A 20,364-nucleotide genomic window follows, 5' to 3' on the forward strand; every position below is an offset into this window, starting at 1 on the left:
CCCGCCGTCGTATGCTTCCTCCGCCATCGTGGGCTTCCGGCGCGGCCAGAAGCCAAGAGGCTACGGCACGTGCCGCTCTTCCGGCCCGTTGTATTCGCTCAGCGGACGGATCAGCGAGTTAGAAGCAAATTGTTCCATGATGTGCGCTGTCCAGCCGGTGATCCGACTGGCGACGAACAGCGGGGTGAACGTCTGGGTGTCGAAGCCCATGAGGTGGTAGGTGGGGCCCGCGGGATAGTCGAGGTTGGGCTTGATGGCCTTGGCCTCGTCCATGGCCTGTTCGAGGCCGTTGTAGAGCCCCAGGAGTTCAGGTCGTCCGTAGTGGGCGATCATCTTATCCAAGGCGGCCTTCATGGTGGGCACGCGGGAGTCGCCATGCTTGTAGACCCGGTGTCCAAAGCCCATGACCTTCTTCTTCTGGGCAAGGGCGTTTTCCATCCAAGCCCGCGCACGGACTGCGGCTTCTTCCATGGATTCTTCGCTGCGGATGCCGATTTCGTCGAAGGTGTGCATCACGGCCTCGTTGGCGCCCCCGTGGAGAGGGCCCTTCAGTGCACCGATCGCTGCCGTCACGGCTGAGTGCAGGTCAGAGAGCGTGGACGTGACCACGCGGGCTGTGAAGGTGGACGCGTTGAAGGAGTGCTCCGCGTAGAGGATCATTGAGACGTTGAACGCCTCCACCACTTCGGGAACCTGCTCTTCGCCGAACGCCATCCACAGGAAGTTGGACGAGTAGTCCAGGTCCTCCCGCGGTTCCACGGGCTCTTGACCCCGCCGGCGGCGCTGGTCGTAGGCCACGACGGCGGGCATCGCGGCCCAGAGGTCGATTGCTTTCTTCATGTTGGCATCGGGGGATGAATCCTCCGTCAGCTCGTGCCGGGCTCCCAATACGGAAGCTGCCGTACGGCAAACGTCCATGGGGTGTGAGGTGGTGGGCAACGTGTCAATGACTGACTTGACCACTGGATCAAGCGCACGCCCTGCCCGCTCGCGGGCAACAAATTCGGCCAGTTGGGCATCGTCGGGCAGTTCGCCGTTCCATAGCAGGTAGGCGACCTCTTCAAAGCTGCACTTGGCGGCCAGTTCCTGCACCGGGTATCCCCGGTACAGCAGGGAGTTGGTGTCCGGGTTGACCTTTGAGACGGCGGTGTAGTCCACCACGACGCCGGCAAGGCCTTTTTTGATGTCTTCAGCAGCCATGCTGAACTCCTTCGTTCATTATGCAAGAGCCCCGTTGGCCGGAGTGCTTGCTTTCCCCTTGATGATTCCCGGACCTAGCGGATGCCAGGAACCTGGAAGTTAAAAACGCCGGTATCGAACTGGTTATATGCCTCGTAATCCACGAGTTCGTAGAGGCGCGCACGCGTGAGCATGTTTTCCACCTGTGCCTCTTGGGTCCCCGCAGCCTTGATCGATTCCAGCGTACGCTCTGCAGCGCCCATGGCAATGCGGAGGAGCGTGACGGGGTAGATGACCATGTTTACCCCGACGTCTTGGAGTTGGTCCACGGTGAAGAGGTCGGACTTTCCGAATTCCGTCATGTTGGCCAGGATGGGCACGTCCACCGCGTCGCGGATGGCCTGGAACTCGGTCAGATCAGCCATGGCTTCGGGGAAGATCGCGTCGGCGCCGGCGTCGACCAAAGCGCGGGCACGGTCTTGTGCAGCTTGGATTCCTTCGACGGCGCGGATGTCGGTGCGGGCCATGATGAGGAAGTTCGGGTCGCGGCGGGCGTCTGCTGCGGCGCGGATGCGTTTGGTGGCGGTGTCGATGTCCACGACGTTTTTGCCGTCCAGGTGACCGCAGCGTTTGGGGTTGAATTGGTCTTCGATGTGGCAGCCGGCCAGGCCGGCGTTTTCGAGTTCCTGGATGGTGCGGGCCACGTTCATGGGTTCACCGAAGCCGGTGTCCGCGTCCACGAGGGAGGGCAGGTCCGTCATGCGGGCGATTTGCCCGGCGCGGGTGGCCACCTCGGTGAGCGTGGTCAGGCCGATGTCGGGCAGGCCGAGGTCATTCGCGAGGACCGCGCCGGAGATGTAAACCCCGGCGAAGCCCTTTTCCTCGATCAGCCGCGCCGAGAGCGGGTTGAACGCGCCGGGGAACTGCTGCACGGTCCCTGAAGCGAGGAGCTCCCGCAGTCGCAGCCTTTTCTGTTCGGGCGTGGTTGTGGAGTACAGCATTTAGAACAGTCCCTTCGGAGCTGCTTCGAGGTTGATCACGCCGGGGGCCGCGGTGATGTTGAGCTGGTCCAGTTCGCCGGGGCCGAGTTCGGTGACGCGTTCGACGGCGGTGAGGAACCTTTCGATTTCGGTCTCCTCCACGAGCCCGGCAGCGAGGGTGCGGAATTTGTTGATGTATTGCTCGCGGGCGAACGGGCGGGCACCGAGCGGGTGGGCGTCGGCCACGGCGATCTCATCCGTGATGACGGTGCCGTCGTTCAGGGTGATTTCCACGGAACCGCCGAAAGCCTTCTCGGCGATGTCCAGGGAGTGATAGCGGCGGGTCCACTCGGGATCTTCCACGGTGGTGACCTTGTGCCAGAGTTCCACGGTGTCCGGGCGGGCGGCGCGTTCGGGGGCGTAGGAGTCCACGTGGTGCCAGGCGCCGTCCTGCAGGGCGACGGTGAAGATGTACGGGATGGAGTGGTCCAGGGTCTCCCGCGATGCGGTGGGAGAGTACTTCTGGGGATCGTTCGCGCCGGAACCGATCACGTAGTGCGTGTGGTGGCTGGTCTTGATCAACACGGATTTCACGTTGGCCGGGTCCGTGGTTTCGGGGTGCTCGCGGTTGAGTTTGCGGGCGAGGTCGATCCACGCCTGGGCCTGGTACTCGGCCGAGTGTTCCTTGGTGTAGGTGTCCAGGATGGCGCGCTTGGCTTCACCGGGCAGCGGCAGCGGGACTTCGTATGAGGCGTCCGGGCCGTCCAGCATCCACGCGATCACACCGTCTTCGCCTTCGTAGATCGGCACCGGGGAGGTCTGTCCGCGCATGGAACGGTCCACGGCTTCGACGGCCATCTTGCCCGCGAACGCCGGCGCGTGGGCCTTCCAGGTGGAGATCTCGCCCTTGCGGGACTGGCGGGTGGCGGTGGTGGTGTGAAGTGCCTGGCCCACGGACTGGAAGATCGTCTCAACATCCAATCCCAGGAGCGTGCCGATGCCCGCTGCAGCGGACGGGCCGAGGTGGGCCACGTGGTCGATCTTGTGCTTGTGCAGGCAGATCGCCTTGACCAGGTTCACCTGGATCTCGTAGCCGGTGGCAATACCGCGCACCAGGTCAGCACCGCTGGCGCCCACGTGCTGCGCGACGGCGAGGATCGGCGGGATGTTATCTCCCGGGTGGGAGTAGTCCGCGGCCAGGAACGTGTCGTGGTAGTCCAGTTCACGCACGGCTACCCCGTTGGCCCAGGCAGCCCACTCCGGGGAAACCCGCTCGGTGATGCCGAAAACATGCCCGCCCTTGCCGTTCGCGGACGGCCCATGGGTCAGTGCCTGGGCGCGGGCCGCGACGATCGGGGCACGGTTCAACGAGGCGATCGCTACGGAGGCGTTGTCGATGATCCGGTTGATCACCATATCCGTGACCTCGGGGGTTACGTCGACGGGGTCGGCGGCGACCACGGCGATCTTGTGCGCCAACTGCTCCTCGCGGGGCAGGTTCTCTTCGGACTTGTAGACACGGACGTGGTTGTTCTTGACCATGGTGCTCCTTCTAATGAGGGTCTTAGCGGGCCACATGAGCGGCCTTGACGTGGGTAAGGCTTCGGTGCAAATGAAGTGTGGTGGCGGCTTCGGCCAGCCGTGGATTCCCGGCGGCGATCGCTTCAGCAATGGCGGCATGCTCGGCCGCAGCGGCCTGGAGCCGGGCGGCGTCATCGGCCGCCAGCCGGCGAACCCGGACCAAATGGACCCGGAGGCTGCGCATGGCCTGGGCCAGGTAGGAATTGGAGATTGCGGCATCGATCGCCTCGTCCAGCCGGCCAACCAACGCGTAATACTCGTGACGTGCAGGATCCTCCTCGCTGAGCAGCTCCGGCGCCCGGAGCAGCTGCGCCTGCAGTTCGGCAAAAACGCCCGGCTCTCCGCGCTCAGCGGCCAGGGCCGCGGCCCGGACCTCCAGCGTTTCGCGAAGCTCGAACAGTTCGTCGATGCTGTCCAGCGAAATATCGGTGACGACGACGCCGCGCCCGCCTGCCGCCGTCGTCAATCCCTCAGCGGTAAGCCGGCCCAACGCCTCCCGGACAGGCGTGCGGGAGACACCCAGCCGCTCGGACTGTTCTACTTCCGCGAGAACCGTGCCCGGCCGCAGGCGCCATTCAATGATGTCTTCACGAAGAGCCGCGTAGGCCCGATCACTGGCGCGCATGACTCCAGTGTATACATAAAGCCTGTGTTGTACAGGAAACAGCTCAAAATTGCGCGCCTATGTATACATGCCTAGCATGTGGCCACGTAGTACGCGTTGAACGGATCTTCCTCGAGCTCTTTGACTTCCACGCTGGTGAAGCCGGCTTCGCGGATCATGGCCGCTGCCAATTCCTTGCCCCAGACGGTTCCCAAACCCTCCCCGCCCCGTCCCAGGGAGACGGCCATGCAATGAAACGTGGAGATGGTGTAGAGGAAGGAGGCCCACGGAAGGTCAGCGTTCTTTTCCAGGTTGCTGGAGGCGTTGATATCCACCATAAGGAACGTTCCACCGGGTTTGAGCGCCTTGTGGATATTCTTCAGGACCTGGGCAGGATGCGCTTGGTCGTGGATGGCGTCGAAGGCAGTCACAAGATGGTAGCGGCCTTCTTCCTCAAGCCTCGTTACGTCCCTGGACACGAACCGGACGTTGGAAAGTTTCAACGCTGCCGCTTCGGCCCGCGCCACAGTTAGCGCCGCGTCAGCGAAGTCATATCCCGTGAAAGTGCTGTGGGGATAAGTGCTGGCCAGCAGGTTTACAGCATGGCCTTCGCCGCAGCCGATATCGGCCACGGCGATTCCTGCCTGCAAGGCTTTTTCGCAGCCGGTCAAGGGGAGAATCGAGTCCAAAAGCGAGGCGTCATTCACTGCGGCACTTTCGGAAGCCATGATGTGGTGGAACTGCGGGTAATCACTGTAATTTGTTCCACCGCCCTCCCGGAACGCCCTGACAATCTTGGGGGACACCTCGCCCATCAGCGGGAGATACTGCAGGGTGCGCGCCAGGTTTTCCGTTCCGGTCCCGCACAGAACAGGAACAAATTCAGGACGAAGGCAGTAGGTTGAATCGCCGGGTTCGAAGTCCACGATTCCTGCGGTCGTCATCCCTCCCAACCATTCGCGGACGTAACGCTCTTGTGCTCCAGCGGCATCCGCCACAAGTTGGCTCGTCGCAGGAGGCAGCGAGGCAAGCGTCTCAAACAAGCCGGTTTGATGGCCCACGGCAATGAGTAGTCCGATGGATGAGCTGTTCAGGATGTCAATCAGCCTGCCGGTCGCTTCCTGCACCGCTTCTTCAAGTGATTTTCCGGGCATCGTCGCCGTTTCATACTTTCCGGACTGGGTGCTTTCCATGGCTTTTCCTTGGTCTTCGGGGACCGGTGGCTCCGGCCTGTTGCCCATATCCCACGGTAAATTCAGACCCCAACGAGCCTCTTCGGGCATTTTCTGCATTTTTTCTGTAGTCGTGGGGCGAACCATGCAGGGCCCCTGGATCGGCAACTACGATCCGGGCCGCTCCGGGATGCCGTGCTGGTGGGCCCAAGCAGCGGCGGCCGTCCGGGAAGTGACCCCGATCTTGGTAAAGATGTTCGCCAAATGACGTCCGGCTGTTTTCTCTGAGATAGTCAACGACCTGGCAATTTGCCGGTTACTGGAACCAGCCAGGACGCATCCCAGTACTTCCACTTCCCGGGAGGTTAAGCCGCCAGGCTCCTGGGCGGGACGCGTCCAGGAAATGTTCTTGGCGCCGAGCTGGTTACGGATGGCGGCCGCAGTGGCGTGCTCGGCCTCAGCACGTCCGCTTTCACCCAGGGCAGCCCGGACAGTTGCCAGGCGTTCGTGGATCCGTGCCAGTTCGTAGCGCATGTGTTGGGAGCGGTAGGCCTGTGCTGCGGATTCAAGCTCATTGATCGCCTCATGCCAACGCCGCTCCGCCATCAGCACGGCGCCACGCGCATGGTGTGCCCAGGCCAGGAAGCCGGGGGTCCTGTAAAAAGCGGCGGTCTGTTCAAGTTCCATGCAATGGGTGGCCGCCGCACCGGGATCCCGGGGAGCCAGCAGTTCCACCAGGGGCAAGAGAAGGCTGGCCCTCCCCAGGGTGCCGCGGTCCGCCAAGGCAGCCTGAAGGGCCTCTATGGCGGACTCTGTCTTTCCCGCATCGGCAAGTAGCAGGGCACGTCCTGGTTGCGCATCCACGCCAAGCCCGCGGGCCAACTCAAACGCGGACCCAGCCCCGGCAACATCGCCCCGGCGCCGACGGATCTCACCCAGCTCACAGTAGCCGTCCGCGGCGATCCAGCCGTGGGCATTCCTAAGGCGCTCGGCTTCGTGGGGCATCTCAGCCTCAACCTGTCCCCAATTGCCCTCAGTGCCGAGCAATTGAAGTTCGTGAACGCGCGATATCCCGCTGTACATGAAGGACCGGGAAAGTCCGGCGCACCACGTGGCCAGCGCGTCAGTCCAAGCGCGCATCCGGGCGAAATCAGCCATCTCATAGCAGAGGTGGATGATGGAGCAGTAAATATCTCCGCCCCACTCTGCCGGAACCTGCCCCGCCATTACGGGCAGCATGGCCTCATCCAGGTCCTGGAATCCTCGTGCGGACTGTCCTGTCCGAACCGCCGCCAAGCCGGACAACATGTACGCAAAGCTGGCCAGTTCGGGTGATTCGTGCCTCCGCGTCATCTCCTTGAGCGAAACTGAGGCGGCGAGGGCCGGAACCGGGTCGCCTTCAAGGTTCATGGCGTCATTGGCCTCAAGGTAGAGCAGGTAGCCGTGTTCGGGCACCTCGGGCATATTCTCCAGCAGCCGGCGCGCCCTATTGAGCCACGCCGAAGAAACGGCGAGGTTGCCGCGGATGCCCCACTGCATGGACAGCGTCAGTGCCGTCCGGGCCGCGGCCTGCCTCTGGTGGTCGTCATCCAGGCGATGGAAGATCTCCTCTGCGAGGGACATGGAGCGTTGAACGTCTCCCAGCCACCAGACGGAACGGGACAGGATCTCAAGGTCCGCGGAGCTGAGGGGAGCGTCCACGGCTGCACGTTCCAGGCTTCGGCGCGCCACGTCCCATTCCCCACGGGCAAAGGCTTCGCGGGCCTCGGAAAGTTGCTGCAGCTGCTGGGACATGGGCTCTCCACGGGTTCGGCTCCAGCATACTGCGGGAGCTGTTCCTTCGGCAGAAGGCTAGCCCCGGTTCCAGCCGTACTCGTTCTCCGGACGGCCCGGTGTTCCGTATCGCGGCGCCCTGGTGACCGTCCCGGCGTCGGCCAGGTACTCCAGGTACCGGCGGGCCGTTACCCGCGACATTCCCAACGCATCCATGACTTCACTGGCGGACACGGCTTGTTTCCGGGCGCGGACGAAATCCTTGACCGACTCCAGGGTGGAACCGGACAAACCCTTCGGCAGCGGTAGCTCCGTTGGTGCCCGAAGACTCGCGAAGGCCTGGTCAACATCGCTCTGGGAAGCTCCGGCCTTGGAGATGCCGGACTCCGAGCCCGCCAGTTGATCACGGAAAGTGCGGTAGCTGTTCAGCTTGTCGGCAAAGGTTGCGTAGGTGAAGGGCTTGATCAGATACTGCACGACGCCGATGGAAACGGCGCTGCGCACGATGTTCAGTTCACGCACGGCTGTGATGGCAATAATGTCGGCGAAGACTCCCGCGGAGCGCATGCGCCGGGCAACATCCAGCCCATGGAGGTCCGGCAGGTTCATATCAAGGAGGACCAGGTCCACGGGCGAGCCGGACCCAGCGAACTCGCCAAGGATGCGCAGTGCTGACTGACCATCCGGAGCCGTTCCCACCAGCGTGAACCCTTGGAGCCTGCCCACGTAAATGGAGTGGGCGTCCGAGGCGATGGGCTCGTCCTCGACCACCAGGACGCGGATGTCTGTCATGCCTTCTCTTCCTCGGGGATGGGCGCGGGCAGCACAACATGGAACTGGGCGCCGCCTGGATTGCTGATCGTCATAGTACCGTTCAGCCGCTGGACCGCCTGCCGGACCAGGGCAAGGCCGACACCCCGGCCATGGGCTCCCCGCGGACCCTCCTGCGTGGACTTGGTGCTGTACCCGTACTGCAACACGTCATCGATCGAACCGGGATCGATACCGGCCCCGGAATCCCTAACGGTAAATCCAACACCGGCCGCACTGGCTTCGACGTCCAGTTCCACCTTTCGGGGCATCCCACCGGACGCCGCCGCATCAATGGCATTGTCCAGGAGGTTTCCCAGGATCGTCACGAGGTCCTGGATTTCCAGACCCCGGACACCCGAACTCCCTGATGTCCGAACCACCAGTTCGACCCCGCGCTCATGGGCCTCGGCGGCCTTGCCCATCACCAAAGCACTCATCACCGGTTCATCCACCGAAGCAAGCATGTCGTCCGTGAGCTGCTGGCTGAGCTCCAGGTCCTTGGTGGCGAACTCGAGCGCCTGGGGCGTGCGGCCCAACTCAAGAAGGGAAACGATCATATGCAGGCGATTGGCATGTTCATGGGTCTGGGCCCGCAATGCATCCGAGAGAGTCTTCATGGTTTCCAGCTCGGTTCCCAAGGACTCAATCTCAGTGCGGTCGCGAATAGTGGCCACGGTGCCGTAGACCGACGGCTTTTGCCGGCTGCGGGCAGGAACCGGGCCCACGGCCGGAGCTTGGTTTACCACCAGGATCCGTGAACCAGTCAAATGGATTTCGTCGTGGGCTGGCCTGCCGGATTCGAAAAGCGCTCGCAGGCTCCCGTCAAAGGGGAGGTCGGACAGCTTGGGAGCGTCATCGGGGGAGCGATCGGCCTCGGAAGGTTCCAGTCCCAGCAACTCCGCGGCTTGATCGTTGTACATCACTGCTTTTCCCCGGGTATCGATCAGGATCACGCCTTCACGAACGGAGTGAAGGACTGATTCGTAGTAGGCGAAGAGCTGCGCGAGCTGTTCCGGACCCCATCCGCGCGTCACGGACCGCAGGTAACGTCCGAGCAGCCACGAAGCTATGGAGCCAAAGAACAACACCACCAGCGCGATGCCGCCAATCACTCCCAGCCTTTCGGCCACATCGGTATCCACGGTCCTTACGGTGATGCCTGCCGCCACCAAAGCTTTGACGGTTCCACCGGAGTCCTTCACCGGCGCGATGGTCCGGACCGAGGGCCCCAACGTACCAGCAGTGACTTCGGTGAAAGTCTCACCCCGCAGGGCAGGTTCGATCGTGCCGATATAGGGCTTGCCCAGCTCTTCGGGGCGGGGATGGGTCCATCGGGTCCTGTCGGGAGCCATGATGGTGATGAAATCCGCGTCCGCGTCCTTCATGACCTCCAGCGCATAGGGCTGCAGTATGGCCGCCGGATCAGAGGTTGCCGCCGCCTGCAACACCAAGGGGTTGTTGGCAATGGACGTTGCGATCGCAAGCATCCGGCTGCCCGCATCCTCGTATGCCCTGTCCCGGGCCTCCAGCACCGAGAACGCGCCGAAGACAGCTGTCAGCACCAGCACGAACAGCAGGTTTGCCACAAACAAGCGGCGGGCGATGCTCCAGCGATGAAACAAATAGGCCTCCCATGACCAATATGACCGCAAGGGTGATGTGTGTCACCCGCAGCTGAATGATGGATATCACACAAGGGCAGCGGATTGGACACAAGTGCAGGACCGCAGCGCCTTACACAGTATCCAGAAGGAGAATCCCATGACCTCTCAACGAGGAGAGTCGGCAGTAGCCGCCACCGGTGGACGCAGGGGGCTCGACAAGTCGCATTACCTGTACATCGCGGTCATCCTGGCCGTAGTGCTTGGTGCCGTGGTCGGCCTGCTGTTCCCTGAGGTTGGAAAATCCCTGAAGCCGCTCGGGGACGGCTTCATCAAGCTCATCAAGATGATGATCGCTCCGGTCATCTTCTGCACCATCGTCCTTGGCATCGGCTCCATCGCCAAAGCTGCCACCGTCGGAAAGGTCGGCGGACTCGCACTTGGCTACTTCGTGGCCATGTCGACCTTCGCATTGGCTATCGGCCTCGTCGTCGGCAACCTCATCCACCCGGGTGAGGGCCTGAAGCTGACTCCGTACGATCCCAACAAGAAGGCGGCCACGGACAGCACGGTGGACTTCCTGCTGGGCATCATCCCCGGCGACATTCCCGTCCTGCCCACCCTTCTTGCAGCCATCCTGGTGGGCTTCGCACTCCAGAAGATGGGTAAGCAGGGCACCCCGATCCTCACCGCAATCGGCCACGGACAGCGCCTTGTCTTCCGGATCCTCATCATGATCATGTGGCTGGCTCCTGTGGGCGCTTTCGGTGCGATCGCCGCCGTCGTGGGTGCCACTGGCGCCCAGGCAATCCTCAGCATGTTCACACTGATGCTGGCCTTCTACATCACCTGCGCTGTGTTCATCGTGGTCATCCTTGGCTCCCTGCTTCGTGCTGTGGCAGGCGTCAACATCTTCAAGCTGATGAAGTACCTGGCCCGGGAATACCTCCTCATCTTCTCCACGTCCTCCTCCGAGGCAGCCCTGCCCCGCCTCATCGCCAAGATGGAACACCTGGGTGTCTCCAAGCCGGTTGTCGGCGTGACGGTACCCACCGGCTACTCCTTCAACCTTGACGGCACGGCCATCTACCTCACCATGGCCTCCTTGTTCGTGGCCAACGCCATGGGGACGCCGCTGGACCTGGGTGCCCAGATCTCGCTGCTGGTGTTCATGATCATCGCTTCCAAGGGCGCCGCCGGCGTCACCGGAGCCGGCCTTGCCACCCTTGCCGCCGGCCTGCAGGCACACAAGCCCGAGCTCCTGGGCGGCGTGGGCATGATCGTTGGCATCGACCGCTTCATGTCAGAAGCCCGTGCACTGACGAACTTCACCGGAAACGCCGTTGCCACCGTTTTGATCGGCACCTGGGTCAAGGAAATCGACAACGGCCAGGTGGAGCGCGTTCTCTCCGGCAGCGAACCGTTCGACGAGACGACAATGATCGCCCACGGCGCAGAGGCTGAGACGGCTCCGGAAACTGAAGCCCGCGACAAGGCAACCATCTAGCAGGATCAGCTTCGCGGGATACGAAGCAACGAGGACCGGCACCCGTACAGGGGTGTCGGTCCTCTGCCGTTCGCGCGGATGCCAAAGAATCATGGCCCAACTTCCTAACCTTCGACCTCAACTAGAGGGTAAAGGCTCAAAGATCGGCGAAAGTCAAGTTCCCCGAAATGCCGTGTCGGGGGCTGTAGCCTAGGTGGGTAGCAGCGCTGTACCCAGGGGAACAGCGGCAGGGAAGATCGTCGTCGAAAGAGTGGTTAGATACGTGAGCAGCGAACGGGGAACAGCTACGCTGGGAGACACCGAGCTCGATCTGGAAGACGCCATCATGGGGCCTACGGGCCGTCCTCACCGCGACTTTCCGGAACCGGCTCCGCTTGCCTCCCACGGCCCTGCAAGGGTCATTGCCATGGTTAACCAGAAGGGCGGCGTGGGCAAAACCACGTCCACCATCAACCTTGCGGCGGCGCTCGCGGAATACGGCCGGCGCGTGCTCCTGGTGGACTTTGACCCACAAGGTGCCCTTTCTGCCGGTCTCGGCGCCAATCCGCATGAACTCGACCTCACTGTCTACAACGTCCTCATGGACCGCAAAGTGGACATCCGGGATGCCATCCAGCAGACCGGAGTGGAAGGCGTGGACCTTCTGCCCGCAAACATTGATCTCTCCGCGGCTGAAGTTCAACTGGTCAACGAAGTCGCCCGCGAGCAAGTCCTGGACCGCGCGCTCAAGAGCGTTGAAGATGACTACGACGTCGTGCTGATCGACTGCCAGCCATCGCTCGGCCTGCTCACGGTCAACGCGCTGACCGCCGCCCACGGCGTCATCATTCCGTTGATCTGCGAGTTCTTCGCACTTCGCGCCGTAGCACTCCTCGTGGAAACCATCGAGAAAGTGCAGGACCGTTTGAATCCGCGGTTGCAGGTGGACGGTGTCCTGGCCACCATGTACGACGCCCGCACCCTGCACAGCCGCGAAGTCATCTCGCGCCTCGTGGAGGCCTTCGGGGACAAGGTTTTCGAGACCGTCATCAAGCGTTCCATCAAATTCGCGGACGCAACCGTGGCCGCTGAACCTATTACCAGTTATGCCGGCAACCACATCGGTGCAGACGCCTACCGCCGCCTCGCAAAGGAACTTATCTCGCGCGGCGGCGCACCGTAGCCAACGGCGTGGGACGGTCACTCGCCCCGCCCTCCGCGGTGGTCATTCCGGAAGAAACGCCCGACGCCGATACCTCCGACGCCGGCCCCTCTGACGCCCGCAAGCCGGGTTTTGAGGTTCGGCTCGCCAACTTTACGGGGCCGTTCGATCTCCTGTTGGGCCTGATTTCCAAGCACAAGCTGGACATAACGGAGGTGGCGCTGGCCACCGTCACCGATGAGTTCATCAAGTACATCCGCCGCCTCCAGGAACTGGGGGAGGATTGGGCGCTGGACGAGGCCAGCGAATTCCTGGTGATTGCCGCGACGCTCCTGGATCTCAAAGCTGCCCGGCTCCTTCCCGCCGGCGAAGTAGAGGATGAGGAAGATATCGCCCTCCTGGAAGCCCGGGATCTGCTGTTCGCCCGCTTGCTGCAGTACAAGGCGTTCAAGCACGTCGCAGGTCTCATCAGTGAGACGCTGGAACAGGAAGGCCGCAGATACCCTCGCCAGGTGGCGTTGGAAGGCCATTTCGCGGCGCTGCTGCCGGAACTCGTGTGGCGGCACACTCCCGAACAATTTGCGGAGCTTGCCGCCAAGGCGCTCAAACCGAAAGACTCCGTGCCCTCTGAGGTGGGATTGGATCACCTTCACGCACCGCCGGTGAGCGTCAAGGAGCAAGCCGAGATCATGGGATACCGCCTGCAACTCGGAGCCCCGCTCTCTTTCCGCACATTGATAGCGGACGCCGGGACAACCCTGGTGGTCGTGGCCCGTTTCCTGGCCTTGCTGGAGATGTTCCGGGACAAGGTTGTGGCCTTCGAACAGGCAGGTCCGTTGGCGGAGCTGACGGTTAGGTGGACCGGGGACGTGGCCGAATGGGACAGTTCGAACCTGAGCGAAGAGTACGAAGAATCGAGCGAAGGGACAGCCAGTGACTGAGCAGGACATGGCCGAAGCCGGCCTTGCCGAGCTTGAAACTTTGCCTGGCGGGGCACGGGCAGCGTTGGAAGCTGTGCTCATGGTCATCGACGAGCCAGCCACCTCGGAGGAGTTGGCCGCGGGATTGAACGTAACGGTCGCCGTCGTCGAGGATTTGCTGCAGGACCTGCAGCGGGAGTATAGCGGCTATACTGTTAAAGCCCCGGACGTGGATGCTGTCGGCTTTGCCGTTGCCAGCGCTGCCCCCCGGGGTTTTGAATTGCGGAATGTCGCCGGTGGGTGGCGGATCTATTCACGGTCTGATTTTGCGGACATCGTGGGCAGGTTCGTCCTCGAAGGGCAGACCACCAGGCTCACTCAGGCAGCGCTTGAGACTCTGGCGGTCATTGCCTACCGGCAGCCGGTCTCCAGGGCCCGGGTGTCCGCAATTCGAGGCGTCAACGTCGATTCTGTGGTCCGGACTCTAACCCAGCGTGGTCTGATCGAAGACTCCGGGAACGATCCCGAATCCGGGGCTGTGCTGTACAGGACAACCTCCTACTTCCTGGAACGGATGGGCATCGGCTCGGTGGCGGAATTGCCCCCGCTCTCGCCGCACCTGCCGGGTTTGGAAGGGATCGACGAGTACTACGACGCCAGCCGGATGTAAGCCGGCACCGCACGAGAACTACATACTGATTCACGGCACCGCATGGACGGTGCCACGGCAACAAGGGGCAGACGATGTCTGCCCGGCTGGCTAGTGTTGATTGCAGCACTGAATGCCGGCCATTACTACACAAGGACGGGTCATGACACAGGCGGGACGCCAGGGTTCACCACGTAACAGTTCGGGACGCAACAGTTCTGGACGCAATGAGGCAAGGGGCGGCACGGGCCGCTCCAACGCCGGCGGCTTCTCCGGCCGCGGCGGAAGTGCCGGCGCTGGAAAGCGCAACTTCAATCAAGGCGAAGGCCGCCCGTTCAAGGCTTCAAAGCCACGGGAAGCGGCCCCCTTCGATCCCGATAACCCCACGACGGCGGGCGATTACGATCGCGGCCAGGCCGCCAGGCCTGCAAAGCCTTTCCGCAAGCCCGGCTCCAACAAGCCCGGTTACGGCAAGGCTCCCGGAACACCCGGTGCGTTGAAGCCCAAGGCCAAGCCCGCAAGGCAGTACGGCTCCAAGGCCTTCGGCAGCGAGCGCTTCGGCCAGAATCTGGGCCCCATCCGCAAGCCTGCCCGCAACCGCGGTCCGCGCCAGGAAGTCCCGCAGTCGGACCTCCATGATGTCGACGGCGTGCGCCTGCAGAAGGTCATGGCGCAGGCCGGCGTGGCCTCCCGCCGCGTATGCGAGGAAATGATCCTCGAAGGCCGCGTCGAGGTCGATGGCCAGGTCACCACAGAGCTCGGCATGCGGGTCGACCCCAAAACCGCCGTGATCCACGTTGACGGTATCCGCATCCAGCTCGACGAAACCCTCGTCTACATGGTCTTCAACAAGCCCAAGGGCGTTGTCTCCACCATGGAAGACCCCGAGGGCCGGCCATGCATCAGCGACTTCCTGAAGAACGCCAAGGGTGAGCGGCTCTTCCACGTCGGGCGCTTGGACGTCGCCACGGAAGGCCTGCTGTTGTTGACCAACGACGGCGAACTCGCCAACCGTTTGACACATCCTTCCTATGAGGTGCCCAAGACGTACCTGGTTCAGGTTCGTGGTCCGTTCCCGCAGGGCGTCGGCGCGCAGCTGAAGTCCGGCGTCGAGCTTGAAGACGGCCTGGCAACCGTGGATTCGTTCCGCCTGGTTGACTCCACGCCCGGGCACGTCCTGATCGAGGTTGTCCTGCACTCCGGCAAGAACCGTATTGTGCGCCGCATGTTCGATGCTGTGGGTTTCCCGGTAGAGCGTCTTGTCCGTGTCAAGATCGGTCCCATTGGCTTGGGAGACCAGCGCCAGGGCAGCATCCGCAACCTCGGCAGGCAGGAAGTCGGTCACCTCCTGGCATCTGTGGGGCTCTAGGGCATGTCGGCATTCCGCACGCACGGCCGCGGCCATCTTGATGGCCCGGTCGTGGTTCTTGGTACAGGCCTGCTTGGAGCCAGCATTGGCCTTGGCCTGCGCGGACGCGGCGTTCCGGTTTTCCTTTTCGATCCGTCGCCGACCAACCAGGCGGTCGCTGTAGACATTGGTGCTGGGCGGCCCTTGGCTGAGCTTGACGGGCAGCCTCAGCTGGTTGTGGTCGCTGCACCGCCGGACGTGACGGCCGACGTCGTGGAGAAGGCCCTGGCGGACTACCCGTCCGCCGTCGTCGTTGATATTGCCAGCGTTAAGGCCACTATCCAATCCCAATTGCGGGAGCGCGGCGTGGACCTGGCGAGGTACGTGGGGACCCATCCGATGGCCGGCCGCGAAAAGTCGGGGCCGGTCGCAGCCAGGGGCGAACTTTTCACGTCCATGCCATGGGTGGTTTGCCCAACGGAGGAAACCGACACCGACGCACTGCAAACGGCACGTGCGCTGGCGGGGGACCTGGGGGCAATCGTCTCCCAGTTCACTGCCGACGAGCACGATGAAGCGGTGGCCTTGGTCTCGCATCTGCCGCAGATCATGTCTTCGCTGCTGGCGAGCCGCTTGCAAGGAACACCCCTGCATGCGCTGTCTTTGGCCGGTAACGGGTTGCGGGACACCACCCGCATCGCTGCCAGTGATCCCACCCTGTGGGTGCAGATACTGGGTGGCAACGCGGAAAAGGTTGTTTCCATCCTGCACGGCGTTCGTGAGGACCTGAATCGCTTGATAGGGACTTTGGAAGCGCCGGCTGCGCCCGGAGCGCGGTTGGATCTCGCCCAGCTCATCAGTGAAGGCAACGCCGGACAGGCCCGGATACCGGGCAAGCACGGCGGACCTCCGCAGGCGTATTCCTGGCTGACTATCCTGGTGGATGACAGGCCGGGCCAGATCGCGCAGCTTCTGACCGAAATTGGCGAGATCGGCGTGAATGTCGAAGACCTCCGGCTTGATCATTCATCGGGTCAGAACGTTGGCATGGTGGAGCTTTCAGTCCTGCCGAGCAAGCACGACCTCCTTGTAGAAGCCTTGACCGACCGTGGATGGCGGGTACTCCAGTAATGACGCGTGAATTCTTTGGGCCGGAGACAGTTGCCCGCCCCGGCAAGCCGCTCGTGATCGCGATTGACGGCCCCTCGGGATCGGGTAAGTCCAGCGTCAGCAAGGAAGTAGCCCGGCGCTTGAAGCTGGCGTACCTGGATACAGGTGCGATGTACCGCGCACTCACGTGGTACTGCCTGAAGACCGGCCTCGACCTCCAGGACGGCGCTGCTGTGGAGCAGGCTTCCAAGGTCATGCCCCTGGAAATCAGCACCAGCACGGCCACCGAGTACGTGGCAGTGGACGGCACGGACATTACCGATGAAATCCGCGATCCCTTGATTTCGTCTTCCGTGAGCGCCGTTGCTACTACGCTGGGCGCTCGCACGGAGTTGATCCGCCGCCAGCGCCAGCTCATCGACCAGCACCATCACCGGATGGTGGTGGAGGGACGCGACATCACCACGGTGGTTGCCCCCAACGCCGAGGTCCGCATGCTCCTGACCGCAAGCGAAGAGGCCAGGCTCCGGCGTCGTGGAATTCAGTTGGGTGGGACGCAAAGCAAGGAACAGCTTGCCGCGCAGGTGACGCAGCGTGATGCCAAGGACTCCACGGTGGTGAACTTCACCCAAGCGGCTGACGGCGTCGTGACCCTCGATTCCTCGGACCTGGACTTTGAGGAAACAGTGGAAACTGCCCTGGCGATCGTTAGCAAGGTCATCTATGGCGACTAACCAGCCTCCTGCGCTCCGCCTCCCAGCCAAGTGGACACGCATCTGGAGCCGACCCGTTGGCTGGGTCCTGGATCATGTCATCTACCGGACGGTCGTGGCGGGCAAGAGCAACATACCCGCTGCTGGTCCGGTGATTTTTGCAGGCAACCACATCAGCTTCCTGGACGGTCCCGTGATGTTCGGCGCCTCGCCGCGCCCCATGCACATCCTCGTCAAGAAAGAGATGTTCCGTGGGTTCCTGGGGCGCGTCCTCAGGGGATCAGGGCAGATTCCCGTGGACCGAAGCGGTGACCGCAGCGCACTGCACGTGGGCAAGCAACTGCTCGACGCCGGCCGTTGCGTTGGGATCCTGCCCGAAGGTACCCGGGGGAGCGGCTCCGCTGACAGCATCAGCAATGGTGTCGCCTGGCTGGCCATCAACTCCGGGGCCACCGTCATACCAGTCGCGATCCTCGGAACCCGTAAGGGCGATGAGCACCGCGACCATATTCCCAAACCCCGCCGCAGGCTGTATGTCAGCTTCGGCGAACCCCTCACGGTGCAGCGCCGGAAGGGCGAACCGGGGCGTGTTTCAATGGACAGGGCGGCTGCGGCAATCCGCGATGCACTGGCAGGACACGTCCAGGATGCAGTCAGGACTACAGGGCAGGGCCTTCCCCAGGAACCTCCGTCCGGACCATCCGCACCGCAGCACCGCCAAACAGAAGTAGCCGGGACGCCGGCAGACCACCATTAAGGAACGTGCAATGAGCGATACGACTCAAAAATCCGGCCTCCACGGAGCCGGCGACGACGAATACACGCCCACCGGCACCGACCAGGTGGCTGAAAACCTGGCTGCCCTGGACGATGAAGAGGCCGAACTCCGTGCAGCCACCCTCCGGGCGGGCCTGGATGATTACGACCTCGACGAAGACGACGCCGCGCTGCTTAGCGGCGACTACGACGACGAAGGCGATGAAGGTCCCCTCAAGCTGGATCCCGTCCTTGCCATCATTGGCCGTCCGAACGTGGGCAAGTCCACCTTGGTCAACCGCATCCTGGGCCGCCGCGAAGCTGTTGTCGAGGACACCCCGGGTGTTACCCGCGACCGCGTGATGTACTCCGCGCGTTGGAATGGCCGCAACTTCACGCTGGTAGACACCGGCGGATGGGAACACGACGCCAAGGGCATCCACGCCCGCGTTGCCGAGCAGGCCGAGATGGCTGTTGAGCTTGCCGACGCTGTCCTCTTCGTCGTGGACTCCGCCGTAGGCGCGACCGCCACGGATGAAGGCGTCATGAAGATGCTGCGCAAGAGCAAGAAGCCGGTCATCATGGTGGCCAACAAGGTGGATGACTTCGCACAGGAAGCTGACTCCGCAGCATTGTGGGGCCTCGGTTTTGGCCAGCCCTACCCTGTGTCCGCCCTTCACGGCCGCGGCGTAGCGGACCTCCTGGACCACGTCATGGACACCCTGCCCGAGTTCTCCCTGGTGGAGGGCGTGGAGCGTTCCGGTGGACCGCGCCGCATCGCCCTGATCGGCCGTCCGAACGTCGGAAAGTCCTCGCTGCTGAACAAGCTGGCGGGCTCCGAGCGCGTGGTCGTGGATCCACTGGCGGGCACTACGCGTGACCCCGTGGACGAGTTCATTGAACTTGGCGGCCGGACCTGGCGCTTCGTGGACACCGCAGGTATCCGCCGCCGCCAGCACATGGCGCAGGGCGCAGATTTCTACGCATCACTGCGTACGCAGGCTGCGCTCGAAAAGGCTGAGGTCGCCGTCGTGCTCCTCGCCGTGGACGAGGTCCTCAGCGAACAGGACGTCCGTATCCTGCAGTTGGCCATTGAATCCGGCCGGGCCTTGGTACTCGCGTTCAACAAGTGGGACCTGCTGGACGACGAACGCCGCCGCTACCTTGAGCGTGAAATCGAGCAGGACCTGGCCCACGTTGAGTGGGCTCCGCGGGTCAACATTTCTGCGAAGACCGGCTGGCATAAGGACCGCCTGGTTCCTGCCTTGGATACCGCGTTGGAAAGCTGGGACCGCCGTATCCCCACTGGCCGCCTGAATGCCTTCCTGGGTGAACTGGTTGCTGCACACCCCCACCCGGTTCGCGGTGGCAAGCAACCGCGTATCCTCTTCGGCACCCAGGCCTCCAGCCGCCCGCCGAAATTCGTGCTGTTCACCACCGGCTTCCTGGATCCCGGATACCGCCGTTTCATCACGCGTCGCTTGCGCGAAACGTTCGGCTTCGAAGGCACGCCCATCGAGGTCAACATGCGTGTCCGCGAGAAGCGCGGCAAGAAACGCTAAATGAGACGGGCATCACAGCCGAGTTTGGCTGTGATGGCGTTGGCACCCTCCAACTTCGTGTAAGCTTTTGGAGGTGGTTCGGCCGGACTGCTTAGGTGGGACTCTTCGGAGGAAAACCTGGGCGGAGAACGGTGGAACCAGCGGGCTGTAGCGCAGCTTGGTAGCGCACTTGACTGGGGGTCAAGGGGTCGCAGGTTCAAATCCTGTCAGCCCGACCATAAAGGCCGGAACCACGCGGAAACGCGGGGTTCCGGCCTTTGGTCGTTAACGAGTTGGTGGCCTCGGTTCAGGGCTGTAGGCAGCAAGGCAAGTCAGGGCTGTAGGCAGCAAGGCAAGGCCTTGTTCGCTGAACTGGACGTTGTAGGGCGTTCAGCGAACAAGGACGGACCTTGTGCCTGCTTAGGCCTTCTGCAGCGCTCCGAGCGCGCGAACCAGTGGTTCGAGTTCCGGAACCTGCTCAGCGGCCTCCAATGCCGACGCCAGGGTCTCATCGTGCACGGGCTTTGCTGCCTCAAGCAGCTTTTGGCCGGCGACCGTGAGTTCGGTGTAGATCCCGCGGCGGTCATCGGCGCAGAGGATCCGCGTTAGCAGCCCCCGGTCCTCGAGGCGGTTAACCAGGCGCGTCGTGGCGCTGCTGGAAAGGGCCGTGGCGCGGGCAAGCTGCTGCATGCGCATGTGCCATCCGTCCTGGCGGCTCAGGGCGTCAAGAACCGTGTATTCCACTACCGACAGCTCGGTGGAAGCCTGGAGTGCTTTTTCGAGTTCCGCCTCGATGCTTCCGTGCAGGGCGGCGAGGGTGCGCCAACCCTGTGCCCGTACTTCTACGGCGTCATCCTTGATGCCCATGCCTGTTGTGCTCCTGCCTTGGTTTGCGTATCTGCGCAGTCGCCGAAAGTAGTTGCTTGCGCAATTATCTAGCGTGTGCAACTATATATACAGCGTCTGCAACTATTAT

The 20,364-nt window shown here is 62.9% G+C and carries 18 protein-coding genes and 1 tRNA gene; 10 read left to right on the forward strand and 9 right to left on the reverse strand.

The window, feature by feature from the left end; genetic code table 11:
• Positions 1-60: 60 nt before the first annotated feature.
• From AC6I99_RS08545 to AC6I99_RS08580, 8 genes are all read right to left on the reverse strand, one after another.
• The gene (locus AC6I99_RS08545; RefSeq protein ID WP_224089483.1) at positions 61-1,200 is read right to left on the reverse strand and encodes a bifunctional 2-methylcitrate synthase/citrate synthase; all 1,140 of its coding nucleotides are present in this window, start codon (positions 1,198-1,200) and stop codon (positions 61-63) included.
• A 74-nt stretch (positions 1,201-1,274) separates the two neighbouring features.
• A complete protein-coding gene (gene prpB, locus AC6I99_RS08550) occupies positions 1,275-2,180 on the reverse strand; it encodes a methylisocitrate lyase (RefSeq protein ID WP_497960769.1) in 906 nt (301 codons plus the stop codon).
• Positions 2,181-3,701 (reverse strand): MmgE/PrpD family protein, encoded by a 1,521-nt coding sequence (locus AC6I99_RS08555; RefSeq protein ID WP_497960772.1) that lies wholly within the window; start codon positions 3,699-3,701, stop codon positions 2,181-2,183. It abuts the gene before it with no gap.
• A gap of 22 nt (positions 3,702-3,723) precedes the next feature.
• Positions 3,724-4,365, reverse strand: coding sequence for a GntR family transcriptional regulator (locus AC6I99_RS08560; protein ID WP_224089489.1), 642 nt, complete (start codon positions 4,363-4,365; stop codon positions 3,724-3,726).
• Between the two features lie 71 nt (positions 4,366-4,436).
• On the reverse strand, positions 4,437-5,537 hold the full coding sequence (locus AC6I99_RS08565; protein WP_497960773.1) for a class I SAM-dependent methyltransferase: 1,101 nt from the start codon (positions 5,535-5,537) through the stop codon (positions 4,437-4,439).
• A 147-nt stretch (positions 5,538-5,684) separates the two neighbouring features.
• Positions 5,685-7,310 carry a LuxR C-terminal-related transcriptional regulator gene (locus AC6I99_RS08570; protein ID WP_497960774.1) on the reverse strand — a complete coding sequence of 542 codons (1,626 nt, stop codon included), beginning with the start codon at positions 7,308-7,310 and terminating at the stop codon, positions 5,685-5,687.
• A gap of 57 nt (positions 7,311-7,367) precedes the next feature.
• The gene (locus tag AC6I99_RS08575; RefSeq protein WP_224167041.1) at positions 7,368-8,081 is read right to left on the reverse strand and encodes a response regulator; all 714 of its coding nucleotides are present in this window, start codon (positions 8,079-8,081) and stop codon (positions 7,368-7,370) included.
• On the reverse strand, positions 8,078-9,724 hold the full coding sequence (locus tag AC6I99_RS08580) for a sensor histidine kinase (protein ID WP_497945405.1): 1,647 nt from the start codon (positions 9,722-9,724) through the stop codon (positions 8,078-8,080). Before AC6I99_RS08580 ends, AC6I99_RS08575 begins: the two co-directional genes overlap by 4 nt.
• A gap of 139 nt (positions 9,725-9,863) precedes the next feature.
• Between AC6I99_RS08580 and AC6I99_RS08585 the strand changes: the two genes are divergently transcribed.
• The 10 genes from AC6I99_RS08585 to AC6I99_RS08630 all read left to right on the forward strand — a co-directional run bounded on the left by AC6I99_RS08585 (position 9,864) and on the right by AC6I99_RS08630 (position 19,627).
• Positions 9,864-11,210 carry a cation:dicarboxylate symporter family transporter gene (locus AC6I99_RS08585; protein WP_224167043.1) on the forward strand — a complete coding sequence of 449 codons (1,347 nt, stop codon included), beginning with the start codon at positions 9,864-9,866 and terminating at the stop codon, positions 11,208-11,210.
• A 262-nt stretch (positions 11,211-11,472) separates the two neighbouring features.
• Positions 11,473-12,372, forward strand: coding sequence for a ParA family protein (locus AC6I99_RS08590; protein WP_224089498.1), 900 nt, complete (start codon positions 11,473-11,475; stop codon positions 12,370-12,372).
• Positions 12,373-12,380: 8 nt separating this feature from the next.
• A complete protein-coding gene (locus AC6I99_RS08595) occupies positions 12,381-13,292 on the forward strand; it encodes a segregation and condensation protein A (RefSeq protein ID WP_497945404.1) in 912 nt (303 codons plus the stop codon).
• Positions 13,293-13,299: 7 nt separating this feature from the next.
• Positions 13,300-13,941, forward strand: coding sequence for an SMC-Scp complex subunit ScpB (gene scpB / locus AC6I99_RS08600; RefSeq protein ID WP_497947136.1), 642 nt, complete (start codon positions 13,300-13,302; stop codon positions 13,939-13,941).
• 142 nt (positions 13,942-14,083) lie between these two features.
• Positions 14,084-15,289: a pseudouridine synthase gene (locus tag AC6I99_RS08605; protein WP_224089499.1), complete on the forward strand. Its 1,206-nt coding sequence runs from the start codon at positions 14,084-14,086 to the stop codon at positions 15,287-15,289.
• 3 nt (positions 15,290-15,292) lie between these two features.
• Positions 15,293-16,399: a prephenate dehydrogenase gene (locus AC6I99_RS08610; protein ID WP_224089501.1), complete on the forward strand. Its 1,107-nt coding sequence runs from the start codon at positions 15,293-15,295 to the stop codon at positions 16,397-16,399.
• Positions 16,399-17,112 (forward strand): (d)CMP kinase, encoded by a 714-nt coding sequence (cmk, locus tag AC6I99_RS08615; RefSeq protein WP_216922906.1) that lies wholly within the window; start codon positions 16,399-16,401, stop codon positions 17,110-17,112. The genes AC6I99_RS08610 and cmk overlap by 1 nt, the downstream gene beginning before the upstream one ends.
• Positions 17,102-17,848 carry a lysophospholipid acyltransferase family protein gene (locus AC6I99_RS08620; RefSeq protein ID WP_497945403.1) on the forward strand — a complete coding sequence of 249 codons (747 nt, stop codon included), beginning with the start codon at positions 17,102-17,104 and terminating at the stop codon, positions 17,846-17,848. The genes cmk and AC6I99_RS08620 overlap by 11 nt, the downstream gene beginning before the upstream one ends.
• A gap of 10 nt (positions 17,849-17,858) precedes the next feature.
• Positions 17,859-19,409: a ribosome biogenesis GTPase Der gene (gene der / locus AC6I99_RS08625; RefSeq protein WP_216922908.1), complete on the forward strand. Its 1,551-nt coding sequence runs from the start codon at positions 17,859-17,861 to the stop codon at positions 19,407-19,409.
• Between the two features lie 141 nt (positions 19,410-19,550).
• Positions 19,551-19,627: transfer RNA gene (locus tag AC6I99_RS08630), tRNA-Pro, on the forward strand.
• Positions 19,628-19,808: 181 nt separating this feature from the next.
• Here AC6I99_RS08630 and AC6I99_RS08635 read toward each other — a convergent pair.
• Positions 19,809-20,255: a MarR family winged helix-turn-helix transcriptional regulator gene (locus AC6I99_RS08635; RefSeq protein WP_216922909.1), complete on the reverse strand. Its 447-nt coding sequence runs from the start codon at positions 20,253-20,255 to the stop codon at positions 19,809-19,811.
• Between the last annotated feature and the right edge of the window lie 109 nt (positions 20,256-20,364).

It is taken from the genome of Arthrobacter sp. TmtSoilC77, assembly GCF_059739415.1.

Coding starts and splice junctions, on each gene's coding strand:
- AC6I99_RS08555 (WP_497960772.1), bottom strand. CDS start 3,701: ATGGTCAAGAACAACCACGTCCGTGTCTACAAGTCCGAAGAGAACCTG.
- AC6I99_RS08605 (WP_224089499.1), top strand. CDS start 14,084: ATGACACAGGCGGGACGCCAGGGTTCACCACGTAACAGTTCGGGACGC.
- AC6I99_RS08575 (WP_224167041.1), bottom strand. CDS start 8,081: ATGACAGACATCCGCGTCCTGGTGGTCGAGGACGAGCCCATCGCCTCG.
- AC6I99_RS08585 (WP_224167043.1), top strand. CDS start 9,864: ATGACCTCTCAACGAGGAGAGTCGGCAGTAGCCGCCACCGGTGGACGC.
- scpB (WP_497947136.1), top strand. CDS start 13,300: ATGGCCGAAGCCGGCCTTGCCGAGCTTGAAACTTTGCCTGGCGGGGCA.
- AC6I99_RS08620 (WP_497945403.1), top strand. CDS start 17,102: ATGGCGACTAACCAGCCTCCTGCGCTCCGCCTCCCAGCCAAGTGGACA.
- AC6I99_RS08545 (WP_224089483.1), bottom strand. CDS start 1,200: ATGGCTGCTGAAGACATCAAAAAAGGCCTTGCCGGCGTCGTGGTGGAC.
- prpB (WP_497960769.1), bottom strand. CDS start 2,180: ATGCTGTACTCCACAACCACGCCCGAACAGAAAAGGCTGCGACTGCGG.
- AC6I99_RS08560 (WP_224089489.1), bottom strand. CDS start 4,365: ATGCGCGCCAGTGATCGGGCCTACGCGGCTCTTCGTGAAGACATCATT.
- AC6I99_RS08635 (WP_216922909.1), bottom strand. CDS start 20,255: ATGGGCATCAAGGATGACGCCGTAGAAGTACGGGCACAGGGTTGGCGC.
- der (WP_216922908.1), top strand. CDS start 17,859: ATGAGCGATACGACTCAAAAATCCGGCCTCCACGGAGCCGGCGACGAC.
- AC6I99_RS08570 (WP_497960774.1), bottom strand. CDS start 7,310: ATGTCCCAGCAGCTGCAGCAACTTTCCGAGGCCCGCGAAGCCTTTGCC.
- AC6I99_RS08610 (WP_224089501.1), top strand. CDS start 15,293: ATGTCGGCATTCCGCACGCACGGCCGCGGCCATCTTGATGGCCCGGTC.
- cmk (WP_216922906.1), top strand. CDS start 16,399: ATGACGCGTGAATTCTTTGGGCCGGAGACAGTTGCCCGCCCCGGCAAG.
- AC6I99_RS08565 (WP_497960773.1), bottom strand. CDS start 5,537: ATGGAAAGCACCCAGTCCGGAAAGTATGAAACGGCGACGATGCCCGGA.